This window comes from Mucilaginibacter hurinus (assembly GCF_003324525.1).
GTDB classification, from domain to species: Bacteria; Bacteroidota; Bacteroidia; order Sphingobacteriales; family Sphingobacteriaceae; genus Mucilaginibacter; species Mucilaginibacter hurinus.
Map to the genome: position 1 here is coordinate 413,025 of NZ_QGDC01000001.1, position 21,354 is coordinate 434,378.

19 protein-coding genes are annotated in these 21,354 nt (G+C 44.0%); 12 read left to right on the top strand and 7 right to left on the bottom strand.

Translation table 11 applies throughout. The features are described 5' to 3' along the window. Nucleotides 1–2: 2 nt before the first annotated feature. The 6 genes from DJ568_RS01780 (at nucleotide 3) to DJ568_RS01805 (ending at nucleotide 5,543) form a co-directional block, all read left to right on the top strand. A complete protein-coding gene (locus DJ568_RS01780) occupies nucleotides 3–710 on the top strand; it encodes a MotA/TolQ/ExbB proton channel family protein (protein WP_114003511.1) in 708 nt (235 codons plus the stop codon). Then, on the top strand, nucleotides 707–1,108 hold the full coding sequence (locus DJ568_RS01785; RefSeq protein ID WP_114003512.1) for an ExbD/TolR family protein: 402 nt from the start codon (nucleotides 707–709) through the stop codon (nucleotides 1,106–1,108). The genes DJ568_RS01780 and DJ568_RS01785 overlap by 4 nt, the downstream gene beginning before the upstream one ends. Nucleotides 1,109–1,201: 93 nt before the next feature. Beyond that, nucleotides 1,202–2,014 (top strand): energy transducer TonB, encoded by an 813-nt coding sequence (locus tag DJ568_RS01790; RefSeq protein ID WP_114003513.1) that lies wholly within the window; start codon nucleotides 1,202–1,204, stop codon nucleotides 2,012–2,014. Nucleotides 2,015–2,088: 74 nt separating this feature from the next. Further along, nucleotides 2,089–3,411 carry a bifunctional folylpolyglutamate synthase/dihydrofolate synthase gene (locus DJ568_RS01795; protein WP_114003514.1) on the top strand — a complete coding sequence of 441 codons (1,323 nt, stop codon included), beginning with the start codon at nucleotides 2,089–2,091 and terminating at the stop codon, nucleotides 3,409–3,411. 121 nt (nucleotides 3,412–3,532) lie between these two features. Beyond that, nucleotides 3,533–4,522 carry an L-glyceraldehyde 3-phosphate reductase gene (gene mgrA / locus DJ568_RS01800; protein WP_114003515.1) on the top strand — a complete coding sequence of 330 codons (990 nt, stop codon included), beginning with the start codon at nucleotides 3,533–3,535 and terminating at the stop codon, nucleotides 4,520–4,522. A 40-nt stretch (nucleotides 4,523–4,562) separates the two neighbouring features. Further along, nucleotides 4,563–5,543, top strand: coding sequence for a Gfo/Idh/MocA family protein (locus DJ568_RS01805; protein WP_114003516.1), 981 nt, complete (start codon nucleotides 4,563–4,565; stop codon nucleotides 5,541–5,543). Between the two features lie 11 nt (nucleotides 5,544–5,554). On the opposite strand, the gene DJ568_RS17330 is transcribed toward DJ568_RS01805, so the two are convergent. Continuing rightward, a complete protein-coding gene (locus DJ568_RS17330) occupies nucleotides 5,555–5,725 on the bottom strand; it encodes a DUF6496 domain-containing protein (protein WP_199560824.1) in 171 nt (56 codons plus the stop codon). A 198-nt stretch (nucleotides 5,726–5,923) separates the two neighbouring features. Between DJ568_RS17330 and DJ568_RS01810 the strand changes: the two genes are divergently transcribed. After that, entirely contained in the window at nucleotides 5,924–7,018 is a 1,095-nt protein-coding gene (locus tag DJ568_RS01810) for an AI-2E family transporter (RefSeq protein WP_114003517.1), read from the top strand. Between the two features lie 49 nt (nucleotides 7,019–7,067). Here the strand turns inward: DJ568_RS01810 and DJ568_RS01815 are convergent, their stop codons facing one another. From DJ568_RS01815 to DJ568_RS01825, 3 genes are all read right to left on the bottom strand, one after another. Continuing rightward, nucleotides 7,068–7,652 carry a tetratricopeptide repeat protein gene (locus DJ568_RS01815; protein ID WP_114003518.1) on the bottom strand — a complete coding sequence of 195 codons (585 nt, stop codon included), beginning with the start codon at nucleotides 7,650–7,652 and terminating at the stop codon, nucleotides 7,068–7,070. Between the two features lie 84 nt (nucleotides 7,653–7,736). After that, on the bottom strand, nucleotides 7,737–9,146 hold the full coding sequence (gene dacB / locus DJ568_RS01820; protein ID WP_114003519.1) for a D-alanyl-D-alanine carboxypeptidase/D-alanyl-D-alanine endopeptidase: 1,410 nt from the start codon (nucleotides 9,144–9,146) through the stop codon (nucleotides 7,737–7,739). After that, nucleotides 9,121–10,572 carry an APC family permease gene (locus DJ568_RS01825; protein WP_114003520.1) on the bottom strand — a complete coding sequence of 484 codons (1,452 nt, stop codon included), beginning with the start codon at nucleotides 10,570–10,572 and terminating at the stop codon, nucleotides 9,121–9,123. Before DJ568_RS01825 ends, dacB begins: the two co-directional genes overlap by 26 nt. Nucleotides 10,573–10,676: 104 nt before the next feature. On the opposite strand from DJ568_RS01825, the gene DJ568_RS01830 reads away from it, so the two are divergent. The 5 genes from DJ568_RS01830 (at nucleotide 10,677) to DJ568_RS01850 (ending at nucleotide 17,241) form a co-directional block, all read left to right on the top strand. After that, nucleotides 10,677–11,081 carry a hypothetical protein gene (locus DJ568_RS01830; RefSeq protein ID WP_147238690.1) on the top strand — a complete coding sequence of 135 codons (405 nt, stop codon included), beginning with the start codon at nucleotides 10,677–10,679 and terminating at the stop codon, nucleotides 11,079–11,081. 216 nt (nucleotides 11,082–11,297) lie between these two features. Next, nucleotides 11,298–13,532: a sodium-translocating pyrophosphatase gene (locus DJ568_RS01835; RefSeq protein ID WP_114003522.1), complete on the top strand. Its 2,235-nt coding sequence runs from the start codon at nucleotides 11,298–11,300 to the stop codon at nucleotides 13,530–13,532. A 413-nt stretch (nucleotides 13,533–13,945) separates the two neighbouring features. Then, on the top strand, nucleotides 13,946–15,430 hold the full coding sequence (locus DJ568_RS01840) for an amino acid permease (protein ID WP_114003523.1): 1,485 nt from the start codon (nucleotides 13,946–13,948) through the stop codon (nucleotides 15,428–15,430). A gap of 72 nt (nucleotides 15,431–15,502) precedes the next feature. Continuing rightward, nucleotides 15,503–16,669 (top strand): MFS transporter, encoded by a 1,167-nt coding sequence (locus tag DJ568_RS01845; protein ID WP_158534850.1) that lies wholly within the window; start codon nucleotides 15,503–15,505, stop codon nucleotides 16,667–16,669. 2 nt (nucleotides 16,670–16,671) lie between these two features. Further along, nucleotides 16,672–17,241 carry a MarC family protein gene (locus DJ568_RS01850; RefSeq protein WP_114003525.1) on the top strand — a complete coding sequence of 190 codons (570 nt, stop codon included), beginning with the start codon at nucleotides 16,672–16,674 and terminating at the stop codon, nucleotides 17,239–17,241. 111 nt (nucleotides 17,242–17,352) lie between these two features. Here DJ568_RS01850 and DJ568_RS01855 read toward each other — a convergent pair whose 3' ends face one another. From DJ568_RS01855 to guaA, 3 genes are read right to left on the bottom strand one after another with little or no spacing between them, the layout of a single operon-like run. Further along, nucleotides 17,353–18,525 (bottom strand): RsmB/NOP family class I SAM-dependent RNA methyltransferase, encoded by a 1,173-nt coding sequence (locus tag DJ568_RS01855; protein WP_114003526.1) that lies wholly within the window; start codon nucleotides 18,523–18,525, stop codon nucleotides 17,353–17,355. After that, nucleotides 18,522–19,805 carry an ABC transporter substrate-binding protein gene (locus tag DJ568_RS01860; RefSeq protein WP_147238691.1) on the bottom strand — a complete coding sequence of 428 codons (1,284 nt, stop codon included), beginning with the start codon at nucleotides 19,803–19,805 and terminating at the stop codon, nucleotides 18,522–18,524. The genes DJ568_RS01855 and DJ568_RS01860 overlap by 4 nt, the downstream gene beginning before the upstream one ends. Next, on the bottom strand, nucleotides 19,762–21,291 hold the full coding sequence (gene guaA, locus DJ568_RS01865; protein ID WP_114003528.1) for a glutamine-hydrolyzing GMP synthase: 1,530 nt from the start codon (nucleotides 21,289–21,291) through the stop codon (nucleotides 19,762–19,764). Before guaA ends, DJ568_RS01860 begins: the two co-directional genes overlap by 44 nt. Between the last annotated feature and the right edge of the window lie 63 nt (nucleotides 21,292–21,354).

Here is a 21,354-nt window from a genome sequence, read left to right on the forward strand (position 1 = left end):
TAATGACACTATTACTGCAAATAACGGATACAATAATTGATACGGCAACCGCGGCGGCCCAGCAACTACCTGTAGCAGGTGAACCTATAGAAGAGTTACGATTTGGCGACTTACTTTTAAAAGGTGGCTGGGTAATGATACCCATTGGCATACTGGCTATATTAGGGCTGGTGATATTTTTTGAACGTTTTTTCACTATCCGCAAAGCATCTAAGGATGAATCAAGCCTGATGACGCAGGTGAGGGCAAGTATTATGTCGGGCAATTTGCAATCGGCTGTGGCTATATGCCGCAACAGTAACTCGCCACTTGGCCGTATGCTGCAAAAAGGGTTATTACGCATAGGCAGACCTATAAAAGATATAGAGGGCGCTATAGAAAACGTTGGTAAGCTTGAAGTTGCCAAACTGGAAAAAAACATTGGCATCATTGGTATCGTAGCCGGCATAGCCCCAATGTTTGGTTTCCTGGGTACCATAGCCGGGGTAATACAAATTTTCTATAATATCTCTAAAACCGATAACATCAGCATGGGCGCCATATCCGGCGGTTTATACGTAAAAATGGTTACCTCGGCAGCAGGTTTATTTGTAGGTATTGTGGCCTACATATGCTATAACGTACTCAACATGATGGTTGATAAAGTGATTTTAAAGCTTGAAACCGACGCTATTGAATTTATTGACCTGTTAGAAGAGCCAAGCAAATGAATTTAAGAAAAAGGCACAGGAATTCTTCGGCAGAGGTACATACCTCCGCGCTGAATGATATTATGTTCTTCCTGCTCTTGTTTTTCCTGATAGCATCAACAGTTACTAATCCTAACGTTATAAAACTCATGCTGCCGAAATCAGCATCCGGGCAGTCGGTATCAAAAAAAACTATCACGGTATCAGTAACCAAGGATCTGCGGTACTACGTGGATAAAAAGGAAGTAGCCATAGAAGCGCTTGAAACTACCTTAAAAAGCTACAAAAGTTTGGCAACAGAATTGACCATTGTTTTATATGTAGACCGCACCGTGGCTATACAGGACGTGGTACAAATAATGGATATAGCACAAAAACTGAATATTAAGCTAGTACTGGCAACGGAACCTAAAGGTTAATGATTAGAGACTTGAGATTAGAGACTTGAGATTAGAGATTAGTTAAACCTATTACAAAATTCGAAATCGAACATTCCGAAATTCGAAATAAAAATGGATTACCGCGAAGAAAATAACTACCCCAAGGCCTTTGCCGCCACCGGTTTAATATTAGCCGTGGTGATGGCTTTGAGCTATTTTATTGTTTTTAGCACCTTACCCAGGGTAGAAGAAGGCACCGGCGGCATACTTGTTAATTACGGTACTGTTGACGAAGGTATGGGCGATAATTATACCAGCACTGAAGAGCCATCTGTTGCTGAAAATGCCAATCAAAGTAAACCGGACAAGGTGACCCCCAACCCGCCAACTAATGAACCGGTACAAGCCGATAACAGCAATAAACAAGTAGTTACCCAAGACAACGAGGATGCACCTGAAGTGACTGCGAACACTAAAACACCGAGCGCTACAGTTGCCACTACGCCTAATAAAACGCCGGCAAAACCTACCGTAAACCAGAACGCGCTGTACAAAGGCGCTACTAACCCGGGTACAGGCTCTGGCGATGGTACCGGCAGCACACCGGGTAACCAGGGGAAAACTACCGGCACAACCCTTACCGACAATTATGACGGAACAGGGTCTGGTAATGGGGGTAACGCCCTTAGTGCACGTAATTTTGTACGGGCCCCTGCTAAGCCTGAGGTTAATAAACGTTATGATGGTAAAGTAGTGGTCGAGTTTAGAATAGATAGAAACGGTAACGTTACCTATGCCAGGGCGGGCGCCAGGGGCACTACCATAGTTGATGCGGATTTACTTGACAAATGCGAGGAAGCTGTGCTACGTGCCAAGGTAAGCCCATCAGCAGGTGCAAGCGACGAACAGACTTACGTACAGACTTTCGTATTTAAATCGAAATAACTTAAATAACATCGGTTCTATATCAATCTTTCCGCAAACAGGAAAATACGATATTGAACGCTTGATAATGGTCTATGGACTATAAATCTACCCTTGACTATCTTTACACGCAACTGCCGGTGTTTACCCGTGTTGGCAGCGTGGCATTGAAAAACAATCTTGATAATACAATTGCCTTGTGCGCTTTGCTGGATAACCCGCAGCATAAATTTAAAAGCGTACATGTAGCCGGCACCAATGGTAAAGGCTCATCGTCGCATATGCTGGCGGCCATAATGCAAACAGCGGGCTATAAAACAGGTTTATATACTTCGCCGCACCTAAAAGATTTTAGGGAGCGCATACGGGTAAATGGTCTGATGATACCGGAACAAACCGTTATTGATTTCGTGGCTCGTCACCAACAGGTATTTCTTACTATTGAGCCATCATTTTTTGAGATGACGGTAGCGCTGGCATTTGACGTATTTGCTAAGGAAAAGGTGGATATAGCCATCATCGAAGTAGGACTGGGAGGCAAGCTGGATTCTACCAACGTTATTTCTCCCCTGCTATCGTTGATTACCAATATTGGTTGGGACCATACCGCCATACTCGGCAATACCTTACCTGAAATCGCAAATGAAAAAGCGGGCATCATCAAACCAAATACACCGGTTGTTGTCAGCGAGCTACAAGTTGAAGTAGCCGGAGTGTTTATCAACAAAGCAAGGGAGCAAAATGCACCCATAACTTTTGCGGACGAAGAATGGGAAATAGAAGAGCTGATTGCTCATAGTTCATGGCTGATAAATGATGACCTTACAACAAATGTCCCTGTAAAGAATATAATGGCCAGGCACATACCAGGTGGAGCCACGCTGCCCTTACAAACTGATTTGACGGGCAGCTATCAGCTTAAAAATATAAAGGGTGTATTAAGTACCGTAAAAAAATTGCTCGATCTGGGCTACGTTATTACTGATAAGCATATCCAAACCGCGCTGCAGCAGGTAAAAAAACTCACAGGACTGCGTGGGCGGTGGGACGTACTGAATAATTTTCCTTTAACAATCTGCGACACCGGTCATAATCCCGATGGCATAGAAGAAGTGTTAAAAAATATAGCACTGGTGAAATTTGACCGGCTGCATTTTGTGATAGGTATGGTAAACGACAAGGACGTTAGCAAGGTTTTAGCATTACTACCCACTGATGCCTTTTATTACTTTTGTAAGCCTGACATACCACGTGGCTTAAATGTGGAAAGCTTGAAGCTGCAAGCCGAAAGTTTTGGCTTAAGCGGCGAAGCTTATCCATCCGTAAAAGCGGCATTACATGCGGCACAAAACAACGCAGCAGGCAGTGACCTGGTTTTTGTAGGCGGCAGCACCTTTGTAGTTGCCGAGGTAGTATAATCCTGCCATATTAAGGCCCTCACTTAGTAGCGAATCACATGATGTACAATAGATTCGTCGTTGGCGATATAATGACGCGGGAAAACTATATTTTTACGGTCAACAGAAGCTAATTTACCAAATGACATATCAACCATTATCAAACCGGTACCAAAACATGCAATACCGTCGCTGCGGACGAAGTGGCATAAAACTTTCCGCAATTTCATTGGGCCTATGGCACAACTTCGGGCATGTGGACGTATATGACACGTACCAAAAAACCTTGCGGCTGGCATTTGACAGTGGAATTACCCATTTCGACCTGGCCAATAACTACGGCCCGCCTCCAGGGTCGGCCGAGGAAAATTTCGGACGGATATTAAAAGAAGACTTTTTTAATTACCGCGATGAACTCATTATATCCACCAAAGCCGGGTATACGATGTGGGATGGGCCGTACGGCGACTGGGGCTCAAAAAAATACCTTGTAGCCAGTCTTGATCAAAGCCTAAAGCGGATGGGACTGGATTACGTTGATATATTTTACCACCATCGCCCTGATCCGGAAACGCCGCTGGAAGAAACGATGCAGGCGCTGGACCTTATTGTGCGCCAGGGTAAAGCCCTATACGCCGGCATTTCCAATTATCCTGCCGCGGAAGCAGAAAAAGCTATACATATATTAAAACAATTGGGCACACCGTGCCTGATACATCAACCTAAGTATTCTATGTTTGTACGCGATCCGGAAGCCGGCCTGCTCGACGTGCTTGCCAGGGAAGGTGTAGGATGTATACCATTTTCGCCACTAGCCCAAGGGCTCCTTACTAACAAATACCTCCACGGTATACCGGAAGATTCAAGGGCAGCAAGGTCGACAGGCTTTTTGCAGAAAGACCAGGTAACGCCACAAAGAATTGAGCAAATAACTAACCTGAATAAACTGGCCATACAACGCGGACAGTCGCTTGCCCAAATGGCGCTCGCCTGGCTGTTGAAAGACGATCGGGTTACCTCTGTACTTATTGGCGCGAGCAGGCCTGATCAACTGGCAGATTCCTTAAAGGCGCTTGATAATATTAAATTTTCATCAGAGGAATTAGCCAGCATCGAAGACATCCTGAAGTAATTTCTATAACGGAACAAAGTATGCAACGGGGAGTATCACAATGCAAATAAACTGGGGAATAATTGGCTGCGGAGACGTAACCGAAAAAAAGAGCGGTCCCGCTTTTAACAAGGTGCCAAACAGCCGCCTTGTGGCGGTAATGCGCCGTGATGGAGAGAAAGCTGCTGATTACGCCCGCCGCCACAGCGTGGGTAAATGGTATGGCGATTCAGATGCAATGCTCAACGACCCTGATATAAACGCTGTTTATATTGCAACTCCCCCGGCCTTTCATCTTCCTTATGCCCTGGCAGCGTTAAAAATAGGGCTGCACGTTTATGTAGAAAAGCCGGTGACGTTAAACGCAGATGAAGCCGGGCAAATGGCTGCCGCCGCAAAAATTAGTAAAGCAAAGCTCACAGTTGCACATTACAGGCGCGCTGTACCGCTGTTTATCAAAATCAAAGAACTACTTGATAATAATAGTATCGGCGAGGTACGCACTGTACAAATGAGGCTTTGGCAATCGCGTAAGGCACCATTGGTTGCAGGGACCGAGAGCAACTGGCGCGTACAGCCGCATCTATCCGGCGGGGGATATTTTCATGATTTGGCGCCGCATCAACTTGACCTAATGCTATATTACTTCGGTGAGCCGGAAAAATATCACGGATTTTCGCTTAATCAAGCGAAGCTAACCCCTGCGGATGATAATGTTAACGGCCAGATATTGTTTAAAAGCGGAATCACCTTTAATGGATCATGGTGCTTTAATGTAGGCGAAAACGAGCAGGATGACAAGTGCGAGATAGTGGGAACAAAAGGCAAAATCACTTTTGCGGTATTTGGAAATTACATCAGGCTGAATGATGAGCTGATAGAATTTACCCACCCTGAACACATACAACAGCCGATGATAGAACAGGTTGTGCGCTATTTTAACGACGAACGGAATAACCCCTGCAGCGCCGAAGAAGCTGTTACACTAATGGAAATAATGGATGCATTTACAAATAACCCAAATAAGTTTAACAGCATCTAAGTGCTATCCTGTTACTTTTTAGGAACCTTGGCTCCCTCTTTACGCGCCTCGGACAAACCTATAGCTACCGCCTGCTTTTTACTGGTAACTTTTTTTCCGCTGCCGCTTTTTAGCTTGCCTTCTTTCATCTCGTGCATGGTTTCTCCAACCTTTTCCTGCGCTTTTTTTGAATACTTTGCCATAATCTTTTATACTTTAGTTGAGTAGATTACACAAAACTTCTGCCAAAAAAAATTACTTTTTTGGTTTTTTTATTTCAAACAAAAGCATCGTTGTGTTGAGGGAGTTATGGTAAACGCTCATAAAAGAAGGTAAGACCAACTTATAAAAAATATATACCTTTAAGTCCTGTTAGGCAATTGAATTTATAGCTGCAGTATATGATACCAAAAAAACTTATAACGCCTTTTTATGAACGTCTGGCCCTGGTGCTTGTGGGTATCATATCGCTTAGCTACCTGGTAATTCTCGGCCGTGAAATACTAAGCCCTCTGTTATTCGGCTTTCTTTTCGCTGTGTTGCTATTACCGGTTTCTTACTTTTTCGAAAAGAAATGCCGCTTTCCACGTAGCGCCTCTTCTTTTACAGCCATCCTGCTGTTAGTTGGCGGCGTAAGCATGGTAGTATACCTTATAGGCGCGCAAATATCCAGGCTGGGAAAAGACTGGCCAATGCTGAAAACGCAAATTGAGCAATCAGTTACTGACGTACAAATGTGGATACAGAATTCATTTCACATCAATGCCGATAAGCAAATGAGCTATGTCCATAACACCACCGAGAAGATAATGGAATCGGGCACCACGTTTTTAGGCACCACCTTCGGCGCGGTATCTTCGTTGTTACTGTTTTATGTTTTCATATTGATATTTACCTTTTTTATCCTTTTTTACCGGCGCCTGCTACTGCGTTTTGTAATAAGGGTGTTTCAGGAAGATCATTCAACGGTAGTAATAGATATAGTACAAAATGCCCAAAGAATATTACGGCAATATATTTTAGGCCTGATGCTGGAGATGGTTGTAGTGGCGAGCTTAGCTTGTGCAGGTTTTTGGTTTATTGATATTAAATATGCCGTATTACTGGGCATACTGGTAGGTTTGTTTAATATAATACCCTATATAGGTATTTTTTCTGCTCTGCTGTTGAGCACTGTAGTTACGTTTGCCACGGGTACTTTACAGCAAACCGTGTTTGTAGCCATAGGTGTTACGGTTATACATATTGTTGATTCAAACTTTTTACTGCCTACTATAGTGGGTTCAAAAGTGCGACTAAACGCATTAATCACTTTTATCGGTATTTTAATTGGTGAAATGATGTGGGGACTTTCCGGGATGTTTTTATCTATACCGGTTATTGCGGTATTTAAAATCATATTTGACCGTATTGAAACTCTGAAACCCTGGGGATACCTGCTGGGTGGTGATTACGAATATAGCGAACGAGCAAAAAAAAGAATGAAAACTGAATAAAAACGTTTGTCTTAACAACTTCGCCAGATATATCTATCCGTTAGTGCATTTATTGAGATTGCAAAATATCAACGCAACTTTTTGCCCGGGCTTTTAGCCTTTCATCCAATGAATTTAAGCCCTTGTCATCGCTCGTGGTTTTATATAACGATGTAATGATCGCAAGCGTCTCGGGACTGGGATCGCACGCTTGTGCCTTCTCAAGATAAGGCAATGCTTTCTGAACCGCATTTATATATTCGTCACGGGCTTGCTTCCCTCCTGCCGAACCATTAAGCTTTTTTTGTGCCGCTTCCACCTGTTTTAAGTGCAAATACCCTAATGCGCGGTTAGCGACATAATAATCCGGCTCGGCTTTTACTACTTTTTGGTAATAGTTAATAGCCTTTTCTGATTGCCTGTCGTCATCGAACAATTTACCGGCCATATTATAAAAGCTTACACGTGCCTTTGGGGGCAGCATAGCCGTATCAGGAATAATCTTTTCAGCAAGGCCGATAGCGTCATATTGGCGAGCTTCAAGCATGGCCACATTAAGATCCAGATACCGGTTATAAACAGCTTCAGGATCCTGCGCCTTCAACTCAAATATCGACAGGATGAGCACTATAAAAAAGACGGTTATCCTACGCATAAATGGCTTTTATATCATACGGTAAAACGATTGAAAAAGTATGCAGCAGCACCGGCAACTACAAAGGGGCTAACGGCGCTAATATTACTTTAACTTATCCAGCAGCCCAAACATCTTTTGCTTTATCCCTTTAGTACTGCCGCTGTAATTGTTTACAATAAAACTAAAGCACAACGGGCGGCCCTTGTAGGTTTCGTAGCCTGCGTAGGCGAGCACATCACTTATGCTTCCGCTTTTCATCTTCATATTATTGTATGTTGGCAGGCTTTCGTAAAAATGGCCGTACCAATTTTCTTTTGCAGCCAGTTGTAGTATGCGTGCCATGGTAAGTGTAGTAACCCTGTTGCCGGGCGATAGGCCGCTGCCATCAAATATATTCAGTGTATACGGGTCTACTCCCTTCGTTTTCCAGAAATCCTGCAGCACTTTAACACCATTGGTAAACGTAATTTCTTTGCCGCCCTGTTTAGCCATAGCCAGTAAAAATTGTTCGGCATACAGGTTGAGGCTTTTCTGGTTAAGCCAATATGCCATTTTACTTAATTCGGGTGACAGGATAGTAGTTAATTCTCTATTTAAAATACCAGCCGGTTGACCGCTTACGGCTAATGTTGTGGTAGACTGAGGAGCGCCGCTTACTTTGATGCCCAGTTTCTCAAGTGTATCATTAAGTCGCAACGCTATATCATAGGCCGGATCAGGAATTGCCGCCGATACGTTTTTTTTGGTTTGATCAACGGCGTAAGTACCGCGCAGGTATACCAGTTTGCCCGCTGCAGGCAGATATACATAAGCCTTATCTCCGGTTCCGGCAGGCGCGATTAGCACCTCGCTTTTAAATGTGAGGTAAGGCATACCCGGAACAGTGTGCGATACACTGACAGGCGTACCTACCGCACCGGTTTTTAATTTAATATCAAACTGGTTTTCGTGCCACGAAAGCGCATTGGCGCCAGCACCATAATAATTGCCTACGTCTTGCCAGATCCAACCGTCGGGTATTGCCTGAGTGCCGTACGCTGTATCGTCACCAATAATACGGCCATTAACTTTTTTTATACCGGCTTTTTGCATAGCGGTAGCCATTACATTTAACAGGTAGCTGTCCCCGGTAGTAGCCCATCGCCAGCTGCCTAAAGTCGGGTCGCCCCCACCCTTTATAATGATGTCGCCGTTTAGCGTACCGTCGGCGCTTATGCTCCCATTGTACCCCACAAGAGTTTTATACCTAAAATCCTCGCCCAGCAGGTAAAACGCGGTTGCCGAAGTGATCACTTTTAACGTAGATGCCGTGGCCAGTGCCATATTTGGGTTAGCGGCAAATACCTGCTCACCGGTTTTGGCATCAAGTACGGTTAACGATACCGAAGCATAACGGCACTGGCTATCCTGCTGTAATTTATTAAATGCAGCTTGTAACTGCTGCTGTAAGGTTTGGGCTCGGGTATGCCCCGCTAATAGTAATAAACTAACTAACCACAGGCTCTTCTTCATCCTTCACGTTGCGTTGCGATATAAAATAAATTGGAATGCCTATTAAAACGATGATAAGACCCGGCCAGGTATATTCAGGTTTATAAATAACAAGCAGTATACAAAATGCTATCCCCATTAAAATGTAAATGGCGGGCAGTACCGGGTATCCCCATGCTTTGTAAGGCCGCTCGGCATGCGGCATTTTTTCGCGCAGGATGAATATGCCCGCTATGGTAAGTACGTAAAACATAACTGCCACAAATGATATCATATCCAGCAGGTCGCCGTACCGGCCGCTAAGGCAAAGTATTGATGCCACCAGGGCCTGTATCCATAAGCCAAAAGCTGGTACCGAAGCACTGTTAAGCGTACCGGCTTTTTTAAAGAACAGGCCGTCTTTTGCCATGCTGTAATAAACCCTGGCCCCTGAAAGTATCAAGCCATTATTACAGCCAAAGGTTGATATCATGATCATGATAGCTATGATAACGGTGCCTATGTTACCAAATATCACCTGCGACGCTTCTACCGCCACACGGTCTTTTTCGGCAGTGGCTATTTCGTTTAATGGTAATACAGCGATATACATGATGTTTGCCAGCACGTATATAACGGTAACAATAAGTGTCCCGAATGCAAGGCTCAGCGCTACATCCCGCTTTGGATTCTTCATTTCGCCGGCTATAAAAGTTACATTATTCCAGGCATCGCTGCTGAATATTGTACCTACCATGGCAATTGCTATAGCGCCAAGTGCGGCATTCAAAGCTAAACTGCTGCCAAAACTGCCGTCAGCATTTAACGAGTGTATGTCCCATGGATTGGTCCAGTTGGCATCCCATATATCACCTTTTAAAGCGATAAGGCCAAATGCAATCAAACCAAATAAACTCAATAGCTTAGTAAGGGTAAAAGTGGTTTGAATAAATTTACCATTTTTAACGCCGCGCGAATTGATATAAGTAAGTATAACAATAAGAATGATGGAGACTATTTGTGCCGCGCTTATGGTGTAGGCTTTTCCTTCATCACCATGTGGTATGCTTAGTAAAATATTATCTTCGCTAAGCGCGGGTACAAGGTAGGCAGTAAACTTAGAGAATGCCACCCCTACTGCCGCTATAGTACCTGTTTGTATTACTGAGAAAAAACTCCAGCCGTATAAAAATGCTATGAATTTATTGTACGCTTCTTTGAGGTAAACATATTGCCCGCCTGCTTTAGGAAACATCGCGCTCAATTCGCCATAGCTCAAGGCCGCGGTCAATGTCATAAACCCGGTTATAACCCAGGTTGAGATCAACCATCCCGATGAGCCCACCCTGCGGATAATGTCGGCGCTGACAATAAAAATACCTGATCCTATCATGGAGCCGGCCACCAGCATGGTACCGTCTAAAAGGCCAAGTTCATTTTTCATTTTGGCCGGCGAGGATTCTTTCATAATATGTGCTTTGGGTTTTGGATGGAAAGATAGATATTTTATTTAATACAATAAATGTATTGCTAAGCAGTATCTTGTTCAGCATATCTAAACTTAACCTTATAATGGAATGGGATGATTACTCTGCTGTCCATGACAGATTGGATGACGTTAAAGACATCTTCTTTTTATTGCTCGCATTACTATTTTTGGGGTTTGGCACATATCACCTGATCAAACCGTCTTTTTGGTTAAATAATAGCAAAAGCCCGCACAGCAGACTAATTGGTTCCTCAATGGCTTGTTTTATGGGATTGTTCATTGGCTATTTAAGTTTGAGCGACTTTATTTTTCATTATAATATTCAAAAAAACATGGGTAGAACCTCCGGGGTAACCACCCGAATAATTGAGATAAAAAAAGGCTTAGATGAAATAGAGTATACTTACTATGTTAATGGGTATCCCTATACCAGCTCTATAACCAGACCGGAGCAGGATTATCTTTTTTGGCCGAATTGTAGTACCTAATGGTTGTTATAGCCTATACTATGACACCATTAAACCCGAACGATCAGTAATGAATTTTTTTTATGCCGCAGGATGAATGACGCTATTTACCTAAGCCTGCCTTATAATTTATTAAAATTGTGTGCACGCAACTATTGTAAATAAATTAATTTACTATTTTGCGTACCCATTATAAACCCATATAACTAACTGTACTTTATAAACTTAATTTTTACTATGGAATTCTTGAACGATTACCTAATCTACCTTATTCCGGTTTTTGGCGTAATAGGGATTATTGTTATGGCATCAAAGGCAGCCTGGGTTGGCAAACAACCTACGGGCGATGCGAATATGGTGGAGCTTTCGGGTTACATTGCCAAGGGCGCAATGGCATTTTTGCGCGCCGAGTGGAAAATTTTGAGCTACTTTGTTATTATAGCGGGCCTTTTGCTGGCTTATTCAGGCACTACTGTCGAAACATCAAGCCCGGTTATCGCTATATCATTTGTTATCGGCGCATTTCTTTCTGCGTTTGCCGGCTATATAGGGATGAATATAGCAACAAAAGCTAACGTACGTACAACAGAGGCGGCACGCACTAGTTTAGCAAAAGCTTTGAAGGTATCATTTACCGGCGGCACTGTGATGGGGCTGGGCGTTGCAGGTTTGGCTATTATAGGTTTAGGCTCGTTGTTCATTGTATTTTATCAAATGTATGTTGTTAGCACGGGCAGCGAAGTTAACGGCCTGGCTATGGAGAAAGCACTTGAGGTTTTAGCCGGCTTTTCATTAGGTGCCGAATCTATAGCGCTGTTTGCACGTGTAGGTGGCGGCATTTATACCAAAGCTGCCGACGTAGGTGCAGACCTTGTAGGCAAGGTAGAAGCAGGCATTCCAGAGGATGACGTGCGTAACCCGGCTACCATCGCCGATAACGTAGGAGATAACGTGGGTGACGTTGCAGGAATGGGCGCCGACTTATTCGGATCATACGTGGCTACTATGCTGGCCACTATGGTGCTTGGCCGCGAGATAGTATCAGCCGACAAGTTTGGCGGGATTGCCCCGGTGCTATTACCAATGGTGATAGCAGGATTGGGCTTGATATTTTCGATAGTAGGCGCCGCCATGGTAAAGATCAAAAAGGAAGACGATAGCGTTCAAAACGCTTTGAACCTGGGTAACTGGGCATCAATAGTGTTAACAGCCATTGCCACCTATTTTGTGGTACAATGGATGCTGCCTGCAGGCGAGTTCCATATGGTGCGTGACGAGATAAACGGTGGTTTAAAAGCCGGCGTAGTACCTTTTACAAAAAACGGTGTGTTTGCTGCTATAGTTGTAGGCTTGGTAGTAGGCACATTAATGTCCATGATAACCGAGTATTATACCGCAATGGGTAAACGCCCGGTGCTTAGCATTATCAGGCAGTCATCAACGGGCCACGCTACCAACATCATCGGCGGTTTATCAGTAGGTATGGAGTCAACTGTATTACCTATTATTGTGTTAGCCGCAGGTATTTACGGATCATATTACTTTGCCGGGCTGTACGGCGTAGCAATTGCCGCCGCCGGGATGATGGCAACTACTGCTATGCAGCTGGCTATTGATGCCTTTGGCCCTATAGCCGATAACGCCGGTGGCATTGCCGAAATGAGCCGTTTACCTGAAGAAGTAAGGCACCGTACTGATAACCTGGATGCTGTGGGTAACACTACCGCCGCTACCGGCAAAGGCTTTGCTATCGCTTCGGCTGCATTAACGTCACTCGCCTTGTTCGCGGCCTTTGTGGGTGTGGCAGGTATTGAACATATTGATATTTACAAGGCCGATGTACTGGCAGGTTTATTTGTTGGTGGCATGATCCCTTTCATTTTTTCGGCATTGGCTATTTCTGCAGTAGGCCGCGCCGCGATGTCAATGGTTGAAGAAGTTCGTCGCCAGTTTCGCGAGATACCGGGTATAATGACCTATGAAGGCAAGCCTGAATATGAAAAATGTGTTGACATTTCAACCAAAGCCTCTCTTCGCGAAATGGTTGCGCCCGGGCTTATCGCATTGATAACACCTGTTGTTATAGGCTTTATATTCGGCCCCGAAGTGTTAGGCGGCTTGCTTGCCGGTGTAACGGTATCAGGTGTTTTAATGGGTATATTCCAAAGTAACGCGGGCGGTGCATGGGACAACGCAAAAAAATCTTTTGAAAAAGGTGTTGAAATTAACGGCGAGATCTATTACAAAAAATCGGAGCCGCATAAAGCATCTGTTACTGGAGATACTGTGGGCGATCCATTCAAGGATACATCAGGCCCGTCAATGAACATTCTGATCAAACTGATGTCAATTGTATCTTTGGTTATAGCACCGCATTTAAACGCCAATGTGCACACTACGGCACAAACATCTGAACAGGCAGGCAAACAAATCATTGTTAAACCTGCTCCGCAGGCTATCAAAAAACTATAACTTCATAAACAGATATCAAAACGCTCCTGTAAGTATACAGGGGCGTTTTTGCATTAATACTAAAGTCAATTTAAAATATACCTTGTCTCCTTATACATTAGTCTGCCACGGGCAGCCTATGTAACCGGCTACCTTAATCGTCGTAAAGATCATACACATAAAACTACCCGGTTTCACTAAAGCCGCGACAGCGTATACAATAGCAGGAAGCGGAACGCGCGGGCAAGGCGAACCGCATTACCGAAGGGCTGGGTGAATATTGTGGTATCGGGCTTAATGTGCTGCTGTAGCCGTTTGATTAGGCCTTATCTGGTTTCTACGCAAAAACTCCTTTAATCAACCCGTATAATGCTATATCGGCACTTTCGCAATTAAATAAAAATAAGTACGTTTGGGAATATTTAACTGACTGTATGAGATTTAAAAAACCACTTGATTTACTTTTAAGGGAAGCTTCAGAAAGCGGCGAAGGAACGCTAAGAAGAACGCTGAGCAGTTACAACCTTGTAAGTATGGGCATAGGTGCTATCATAGGCGCCGGCTTATTTTCATTAACCGGTTTGGCAGCAGCAAACAATGCCGGTCCCGCTGTTACTATTTCATTTATAATTGGTGCTATAGGTTGTGCTTTTGCAGGCTTGTGCTATGCCGAGTTTGCCAGTATGATACCAATTGCAGGTTCGGCTTACACGTATAGTTATGCTACCATGGGCGAGTTTATGGCCTGGATAATTGGCTGGGACCTGGTTTTGGAATATGCCCTGGGCGCTGCAACCGTATCTATAAGTTGGTCGCAGTATCTGATCAAGTTTCTTCATTATTACGATATACTTATACCCCCCCAGTTAACCATGTCGCCATGGGAAACCGCGACCCTTGCTGATGGCACTGTGGTAAGCGGTATATGTAATCTGCCTGCAGTGTTTATTATTGTTTGCCTCTCCTTGTTGCTAATACGGGGTACTAAAGAGTCGGCTTTTGTAAATAACATGCTGGTGGTTTTAAAAGTTGCTGTTGTACTGGTGTTTATCGCCGTGGGCTGGGGCTTTATTAACCCTGCAAATCACGACCCTTACATTCCGGCAAATACCGGTAATTTTGGAGAATTCGGCTGGTCAGGTGTGCTTAGAGGCGCCGGTGTGGTATTTTTTGCCTTTATAGGTTTTGATGCAGTGTCCACAGCTGCGCAGGAAGCAAAGGACCCTAAACGTGGTATGCCCATCGGTATTATAGGTTCTTTACTGGTTTGTACCATTTTGTACGTGCTGTTTTCGCATGTGATGACCGGCGTAGCCAACTATACAGAGTTTAAAGATAGCGCGGCACCGGTAGCGGTGGCTATAGCCAAAACGCCTTATGCCTGGCTGCAACAAGCTATCATTGTCGCCATTTTAGCCGGTTACACGTCTGTTATACTGGTAATGCTTATGGGGCAGTCGCGTATCTTCTACACCATGTCTAAAGACGGGCTTATACCTAAAGTATTCTCAAACGTACACCGTAAATTTCAAACACCTTATAAATCCAACATCCTGTTTGCTGTGTTCGTAAGCATATTTGCTGCGTTTGTGCCGGTTAAAATTGTTGGCGAAATGGTATCGATAGGCACATTATTTGCGTTTGTGCTGGTTTGCATCGGCGTTATGGTAATGCGTAAAAGTGATCCTGATACCCCGCGCCCGTTTAAAACCCCATGGGTGCCTTTTGTACCAATAGGCGGCATTGTTATTTGTATTGCCATGATGCTTTCGCTGCCCGCCGATACCTGGGGGCGTTTGGCTGCGTGGATGGTACTTGGATTGATCATTTACGTTGTTTACGGCAAAAAACATTCGCTGATACGTAACGGCAAAATAAATGTTCCGAAAGACCCACCAAACCCGCAGATAATTGAATAATATTCGATAAAGGTTCTGAAGTTTTTTCAGAACCTTTTTTGCTTTTAATACTTTATGGTAAAGCGATTGACCATGACATCAAAAAAAAATCTGTGGATACTGGCTGTTATAGCTGTGATCAACTCAATGGGGTTTGGTATTGTGGTGCCGTTGCTATACAGTTACGGCAAAAGATTTGGTTTGACCGGCGAAACATTAGGCTTATTAACGGCAGCCTTCTCTATCGCGCAGTTTTTTGCCACTCCGTTATTGGGTTCACTTTCTGACAAGTGGGGCCGTAAGCCTGTACTAATTATTAGTCTTATCGGTACGTGTGCATCCTTTATTTTGTTTGCCCAGGCGCAAAGCCTCATTATACTTTTTGCTGCACGGATACTTGATGGCGTTACTAGCGGTAACATTTCGGTAGCCCAGGCTATGATATCTGATATCTCCTCAAAAGAGGACCGCGCAAAAAATTTCGGCATATTAAGCTCGGCATTTGGCTTTAGCTTTGTGGCGGGGCCCGCAATTGGCGGTTTGCTCAGCCAGTATGGTTTGCATATGCCATTTTATTTTGCCGCTGCAATAGCCTTGGTGGGGGTACTGCTCACAACTTTTTTATTAAAGGAAACCAATCAAAATAAGCAAGGTAAAAGCCTGCACCACTTTAGTTTTATCTCCCTTATCACCATACTGAAAAAACCGGTGGTGGGCCTTAGTGTATTGGTAAGCTTTATTTTAACGATGGCACAATTTGCTATGATAATTGGCTTCCAAACATTTACTGCCGACCAATTTAAACTCACCCCTACGCAAACCGGGTTATTTTATGCCGGGTTTGGTATTACTGGTATCATCACCCAGTTGCTTGTTCCGTTTATTACGAGGGCATTTAAATCAAAATCAATTGTTTTGATGCTATCTACGTTAGTGTGCCTTGGCGCAATGGCCATATGCGGCCTGGTGTCTGGCCTCGTTATTTTTGCTATCGCCTTAGGTGTATACGGCTTATTTAACGGCTTACGCAACCCCATGCTCAATGCTATCATAGCCGATAACACTGACGAAAAAGAGCAGGGTGAGGTATTAGGAATAAACCAATCATATATATCTATAGGCCAAACCCTTGGCCCCATTACGGCCGGGTTTGTTGTTGCAATTTCTCTCCACAGTATTTTCTTTTTAGCATCTTTATATATATTAATTGCTTTTGTGCTGAGCGTCAGGCTAAAATCAAAAGAAACTAAATCCTCATAATTATGCAGCCACTTATTTTTAAAGAAATATTGTCGGTTACGATGATATTATTTGCCATTATTGATATACTAGGCGCTATCCCGGTTATTATTGAAATGAGGCAGCGTGCCGGGCATATCGAATCAGAAAAAGCAAGTATTGCTGTGCTGGTACTAATGGTGGTTTTTTTGTTTATAGGCAATGAGTTACTGAATATAATAGGGTTAGATATCGCGTCATTTGCTATTGCGGGCTCGTTTGTGATATTCATTATCGCTATGGAAATGATACTGGGTATCAAGTTTTTTAACGAAGAAATGCCAAATACAGTGTCTATCGTGCCAATAGCGTTTCCGTTAATTGCCGGAGCGGGCACCATGACCACTTTGTTATCCCTTAAATCACAATATCAAACGCAAAACATACTGGTTGCCATCGTAATTAACACCGTTATAGTTTACCTGGTGCTTAAAAATGTAAAACGCCTTGAAAGGCTCTTCGGTGAAGCCGGACTAAATGTATTGCGTAAAGCGTTCGGTGTAATTTTATTGGCTATCGCGATAAAATTGTTCAGGAGTAATACCGGTTTGTAAGCCAAAACCTGATTCATCACGTTACGGAATGCTTTTACCAGCATCTTCTAAAACGTTAAGAACGGCGGAGGTATCACGGAAAGAAAAATAGTGGGGCACCTTAGTTGTTATTTATCCGGGCATTTGCAGGGTTAACCTTGCCACAAACATAGTATCGGCCCTACGCTCGTAGCCTTTCAGCACCTTCATTTCTTCAAGCTTAAGGCCTAACTCGGTAACCATAAAATCTACAGCGTCCTCGTTTTCGGCTTTAAAGGCAGAGCAGGTAATATATATAAGCGGCTTGCCCGGTTTAAGATATTTCACAACATTGCGCACAATGCTTTGCTGAAGCCGTTGAAAAAACGCTATACGCTGTGCATCAAACTGGCTGATCATTTCAGGCGTGCGGCCCCAGGTACCCGAACCACTGCATGGCGCATCCAGAATAATGCCGTCAAACGCGTAATCATGCATTTCCTGCTCAGGATCTTGTGTAAGATCAAGCAGCTTTTTTTGATATTTAACGAGGCCTGCCTGCCTGAAACGCTCGTCAAGATTAGCTAATATAGATTCGCGAATATCTGATACCACCAATTTAATATCCGGCTGTATGCCATGCAGTAGCAGTGATTTACCCCCTGACGCGGCGCAAGCATCCCACCATTTGTCCCACTTTTCGGGCTTAAAAAAATGGGCGGTTTGCTGTGATGAATAATCTTGTACCTCAAACCAGTGCTGATTTGGAAATATGTGTTCAAGGCGTGTACCGTTGGGCAGCGAAAGACAGCTCTCTCCTTCGTCCCTGAACATTATATCAGCCTTGGTAAGTTCTGCCTTTACCTGCTGTTCGTGGCCTTCAATTATCCTGATATACAGGTCGGGCTGTACAAAAAATGATTTAAGAAATGCCTGCTTATCAATATCACCTGAAAGTTCGCCTTGCCACGGAAATACATCAGCCAGTTTAAAATCAGGATATTTAGCTTTTATCAGCGCTATTTTTTCGTTAACGGTAAAGTTGATGCAGGCAGCCCAGTCGGGCATAAAATGCTGTAAAAAGGAATTGCTTTGCGTGTTACATAAAAATTCGGCAACCATTAGCCGCGCGTCAGGGGGTAATGCGGGCAACGCTTTGCCCAGGCGAAAATAGTTATACACCAACCGGCTCGCCACCCGTCTGTCGGTTGACCCCATCTGTTTATTTTGGCGGTAAAACCCGGGTAAAAACTTCCCTAAAGGCACATCAGCAGGGTATTCATCTAATATGCGGTTAAAAGTCTTTAACTGATTCAATGCCTTCATTCTACCTGCCTTAGCTCAAAGTTGGTATACTTTAATACATTAACGTGGGTATTTACCCAACCCTGGCCGGGTTTCTTTTTAAAGCTAAAACTATTATGAAGCCCGGTAAACCCGTTTTCATTAAGCTCATGTAGATTATCCCGCCCGTCGGCCAGTAATTGTCCGAAATATAATCCCTCATCAAAGGCCTTTACAGCATATTCCGAAGGCTCTGCACCATACATCTTGCGATAATTGCGCACGAAGGTGATAGTGGCCGCGGACTTATAGTTGACCTTATCGGCAGAAGTTATATGTGTATTAAGGCGTTGTAATTGTTCGGCCTTCAGGTAACTATATTTCTCCCAATTGGGATGCCCGAAAAGTGTTACAGGAAACCTGCGTGACAGTGTGTCGAGCGAGTATAGCGTGATTTTTAAAAAGGCCTGCTTTGTTGAGGGTATCACAAAAAAGTTTCTATCAAACTTAGTAAGTTGTGGCACAATCGCGTTCAAATTACCCCTCACCACAGTTAACTGAACTACCTTAACCCGTTTTTTGGTTAAGCTATCAATTGCTTTTTTGAAAAAACCGATGTAGGCTTTTTCGTCGCTATACCCTGAAGCCAACACAAAAACCTTTTGAGTTTTGACATTTTTGCTAACAAACTCAGCCGCTTTCCACGCGTGGTACTCAAGCGGTGGTATTACCGTGATGATATTAGGGTTATTATATGTAAGCGGCGATGCCGGGGACAACGGAGATAAAATAAGGTTCTTACTTACGTTTGGTGCCGAAGTAAATACCTTCATCCCATCCGGAAATACCGGGCCGACAATTAAATCGCTCGCTTTTATCTGCGGATTAAGTGCGAGGCTGTGCGACTGCGCAGGCTCGTCTTTTGAGTCATAAACCTGTAAACGATAATTTGCCCCTTGCTCGGTAAGTGAATCAAGCGCCAGCTTAAAGCCGCGGTAATAATCGAGTGCCAGGCCGGCTTTCTTTAGTCCCGCAGGAGTATACTTTGCACCCGGATTTAAATGATCAAGGCCTAAAGGCAGCAACAATGAAATAGTGGATATTCTATCCGAAACCTTTTTTGCTTTTAGCTTCTCTTTAGCCGGTTTTTCGGCAGTTGCCTTGGTGTCGTTTTTCCCGGCTTCCTTTTCAGCTGATTTAGCCGTAGTTTTTACTGCAGGCTGTGTTTTGGGTGAACACGCGCCTGCTATTATTGCTACAACTAAAATTATTAACCACCTATTCCCACTCAATGGTAGCCGGTGGTTTCGAACTGATATCATATACTACCCGGTTTATTCCCTTAACATTGTTAATAATCTCGTTTGAGATTTTAGCCAGCAACTCATACGGCAAATGGCACCAGTCAGCTGTCATACCGTCCAGTGATTCCACCGCGCGAAGACAAATAACGTTCTCATATGTACGTTCATCGCCCATTACGCCTACCGATTGTACAGGTAAAAAAATGGAGCCGGCCTGCCAAACTTTATCATAAACACCGCCGGCCTTCAAATTGTTGATATAAATCGCATCTGCTTCCTGCAATATGCTCACCTTCTCGGGTGTTACCTCACCTAATATCCTGATAGCCAAGCCCGGACCGGGAAATGGATGGCGGCCTAAAATATTTGGATCAATGCCCAAAGCCTTGCCTACATTGCGCACTTCATCTTTAAATAATGTATTAAGCGGCTCAACAACCTTCAGTTTCATAAAGTCAGGCAGCCCGCCAACATTGTGGTGAGATTTGATTGTTGCTGAAGGTCCCTTAACTGATACCGACTCAATAACATCAGGATAGATAGTACCCTGACCAAGCCATTTTACATCCTGCACTTCGTGCGCGGCGTCATCAAATACTTCAATAAACACCCGCCCTATAGCCTTGCGTTTTTTCTCTGGATCTGTTAATCCGGCCAGGGCATCGTAAAAACGTTGCTTCGCGTCAATACCTTTTATATTAAGACCCATGTGCTGATACGAATCGAGCACCGATTGGTACTCATCTTTCCGCAGCAAGCCATTATCAACAAATATGCAATGCAGGTTTTTGCCTATAGCCTGGTGCAGCAACACGGCCGCCACCGATGAATCCACACCGCCCGATAGACCCAACACTACCTTATCGTCACCAAGTTTTTCTTTTAGCTGGGCTATGGTAGTTTCAATGAACGAATCAGGTGTCCAATCCTGCGAACAACCGCAAATGTCAACTAAAAAGTTATGTAATAATTGCTTCCCGTCGCTGCTATGGGTAACCTCGGGATGAAACTGTATACCGTAAGTTTGTGAGCCACGAACATGATAAGCAGCTACCTTTACACTGTCTGTACTTGCAATTACTTCAAAATCGTCGCCTAACCGCGCTATGGTATCGCCGTGCGACATCCACACCTGCGAGTCTGCGGGTATCATCTTTAACAGCGGAGTATCATGGTTGATATATTGCAGGTTAGCACGTCCATATTCGCGGGTACTTGATGGCAGTACTTCGCCACCGTTAAAGTGCGCTAAATATTGCGCCCCGTAGCACACGCCCAAAATAGGCAGCTTACCATGAAATTTTGCGAAATCAAAATGCGGTGCGTCATCCTGCCTTACAGAGTAAGGTGAACCTGAAAGGATAATACCCTTTACGCTGCCATCTATCTCAGGAAAATTATTGAATGGGTGGATCTCGCAGTAGATGCGAAGCTCCCTGACACGGCGCGCGATAAGTTGAGTAAACTGCGAGCCAAAGTCAAGAATGAGGATTTTTTCTTGCATGGGCAAAGATAGGATTTAGATGCGAGATGTAAGAGATGCCAATGTGCAATTTTGCATAAATTA

Excerpts from the sequence above, each read along its gene's own strand:
- DJ568_RS01810 (WP_114003517.1), top strand. The coding sequence starts at position 5,924 with ATGATACCAAAAAAACTTATAACGCCTTTTTATGAACGTCTGGCCCTG.
- mgrA (WP_114003515.1), top strand. The coding sequence starts at position 3,533 with ATGACATATCAACCATTATCAAACCGGTACCAAAACATGCAATACCGT.
- DJ568_RS01835 (WP_114003522.1), top strand. The coding sequence starts at position 11,298 with ATGGAATTCTTGAACGATTACCTAATCTACCTTATTCCGGTTTTTGGC.
- DJ568_RS01845 (WP_158534850.1), top strand. The coding sequence starts at position 15,503 with ATGACATCAAAAAAAAATCTGTGGATACTGGCTGTTATAGCTGTGATC.
- DJ568_RS01795 (WP_114003514.1), top strand. The coding sequence starts at position 2,089 with ATGGACTATAAATCTACCCTTGACTATCTTTACACGCAACTGCCGGTG.
- DJ568_RS01815 (WP_114003518.1), bottom strand. The coding sequence starts at position 7,652 with ATGCGTAGGATAACCGTCTTTTTTATAGTGCTCATCCTGTCGATATTT.
- DJ568_RS17330 (WP_199560824.1), bottom strand. The coding sequence starts at position 5,725 with ATGGCAAAGTATTCAAAAAAAGCGCAGGAAAAGGTTGGAGAAACCATG.
- guaA (WP_114003528.1), bottom strand. The coding sequence starts at position 21,291 with ATGCAAGAAAAAATCCTCATTCTTGACTTTGGCTCGCAGTTTACTCAA.
- dacB (WP_114003519.1), bottom strand. The coding sequence starts at position 9,146 with ATGAAGAAGAGCCTGTGGTTAGTTAGTTTATTACTATTAGCGGGGCAT.
- DJ568_RS01860 (WP_147238691.1), bottom strand. The coding sequence starts at position 19,805 with ATGATATCAGTTCGAAACCACCGGCTACCATTGAGTGGGAATAGGTGG.
- DJ568_RS01840 (WP_114003523.1), top strand. The coding sequence starts at position 13,946 with ATGAGATTTAAAAAACCACTTGATTTACTTTTAAGGGAAGCTTCAGAA.
- DJ568_RS01825 (WP_114003520.1), bottom strand. The coding sequence starts at position 10,572 with ATGAAAGAATCCTCGCCGGCCAAAATGAAAAATGAACTTGGCCTTTTA.
- DJ568_RS01780 (WP_114003511.1), top strand. The coding sequence starts at position 3 with ATGACACTATTACTGCAAATAACGGATACAATAATTGATACGGCAACC.
- DJ568_RS01850 (WP_114003525.1), top strand. The coding sequence starts at position 16,672 with ATGCAGCCACTTATTTTTAAAGAAATATTGTCGGTTACGATGATATTA.
- DJ568_RS01805 (WP_114003516.1), top strand. The coding sequence starts at position 4,563 with ATGCAAATAAACTGGGGAATAATTGGCTGCGGAGACGTAACCGAAAAA.
- DJ568_RS01855 (WP_114003526.1), bottom strand. The coding sequence starts at position 18,525 with ATGAAGGCATTGAATCAGTTAAAGACTTTTAACCGCATATTAGATGAA.
- DJ568_RS01790 (WP_114003513.1), top strand. The coding sequence starts at position 1,202 with ATGGATTACCGCGAAGAAAATAACTACCCCAAGGCCTTTGCCGCCACC.
- DJ568_RS01830 (WP_147238690.1), top strand. The coding sequence starts at position 10,677 with ATGGAATGGGATGATTACTCTGCTGTCCATGACAGATTGGATGACGTT.
- DJ568_RS01785 (WP_114003512.1), top strand. The coding sequence starts at position 707 with ATGAATTTAAGAAAAAGGCACAGGAATTCTTCGGCAGAGGTACATACC.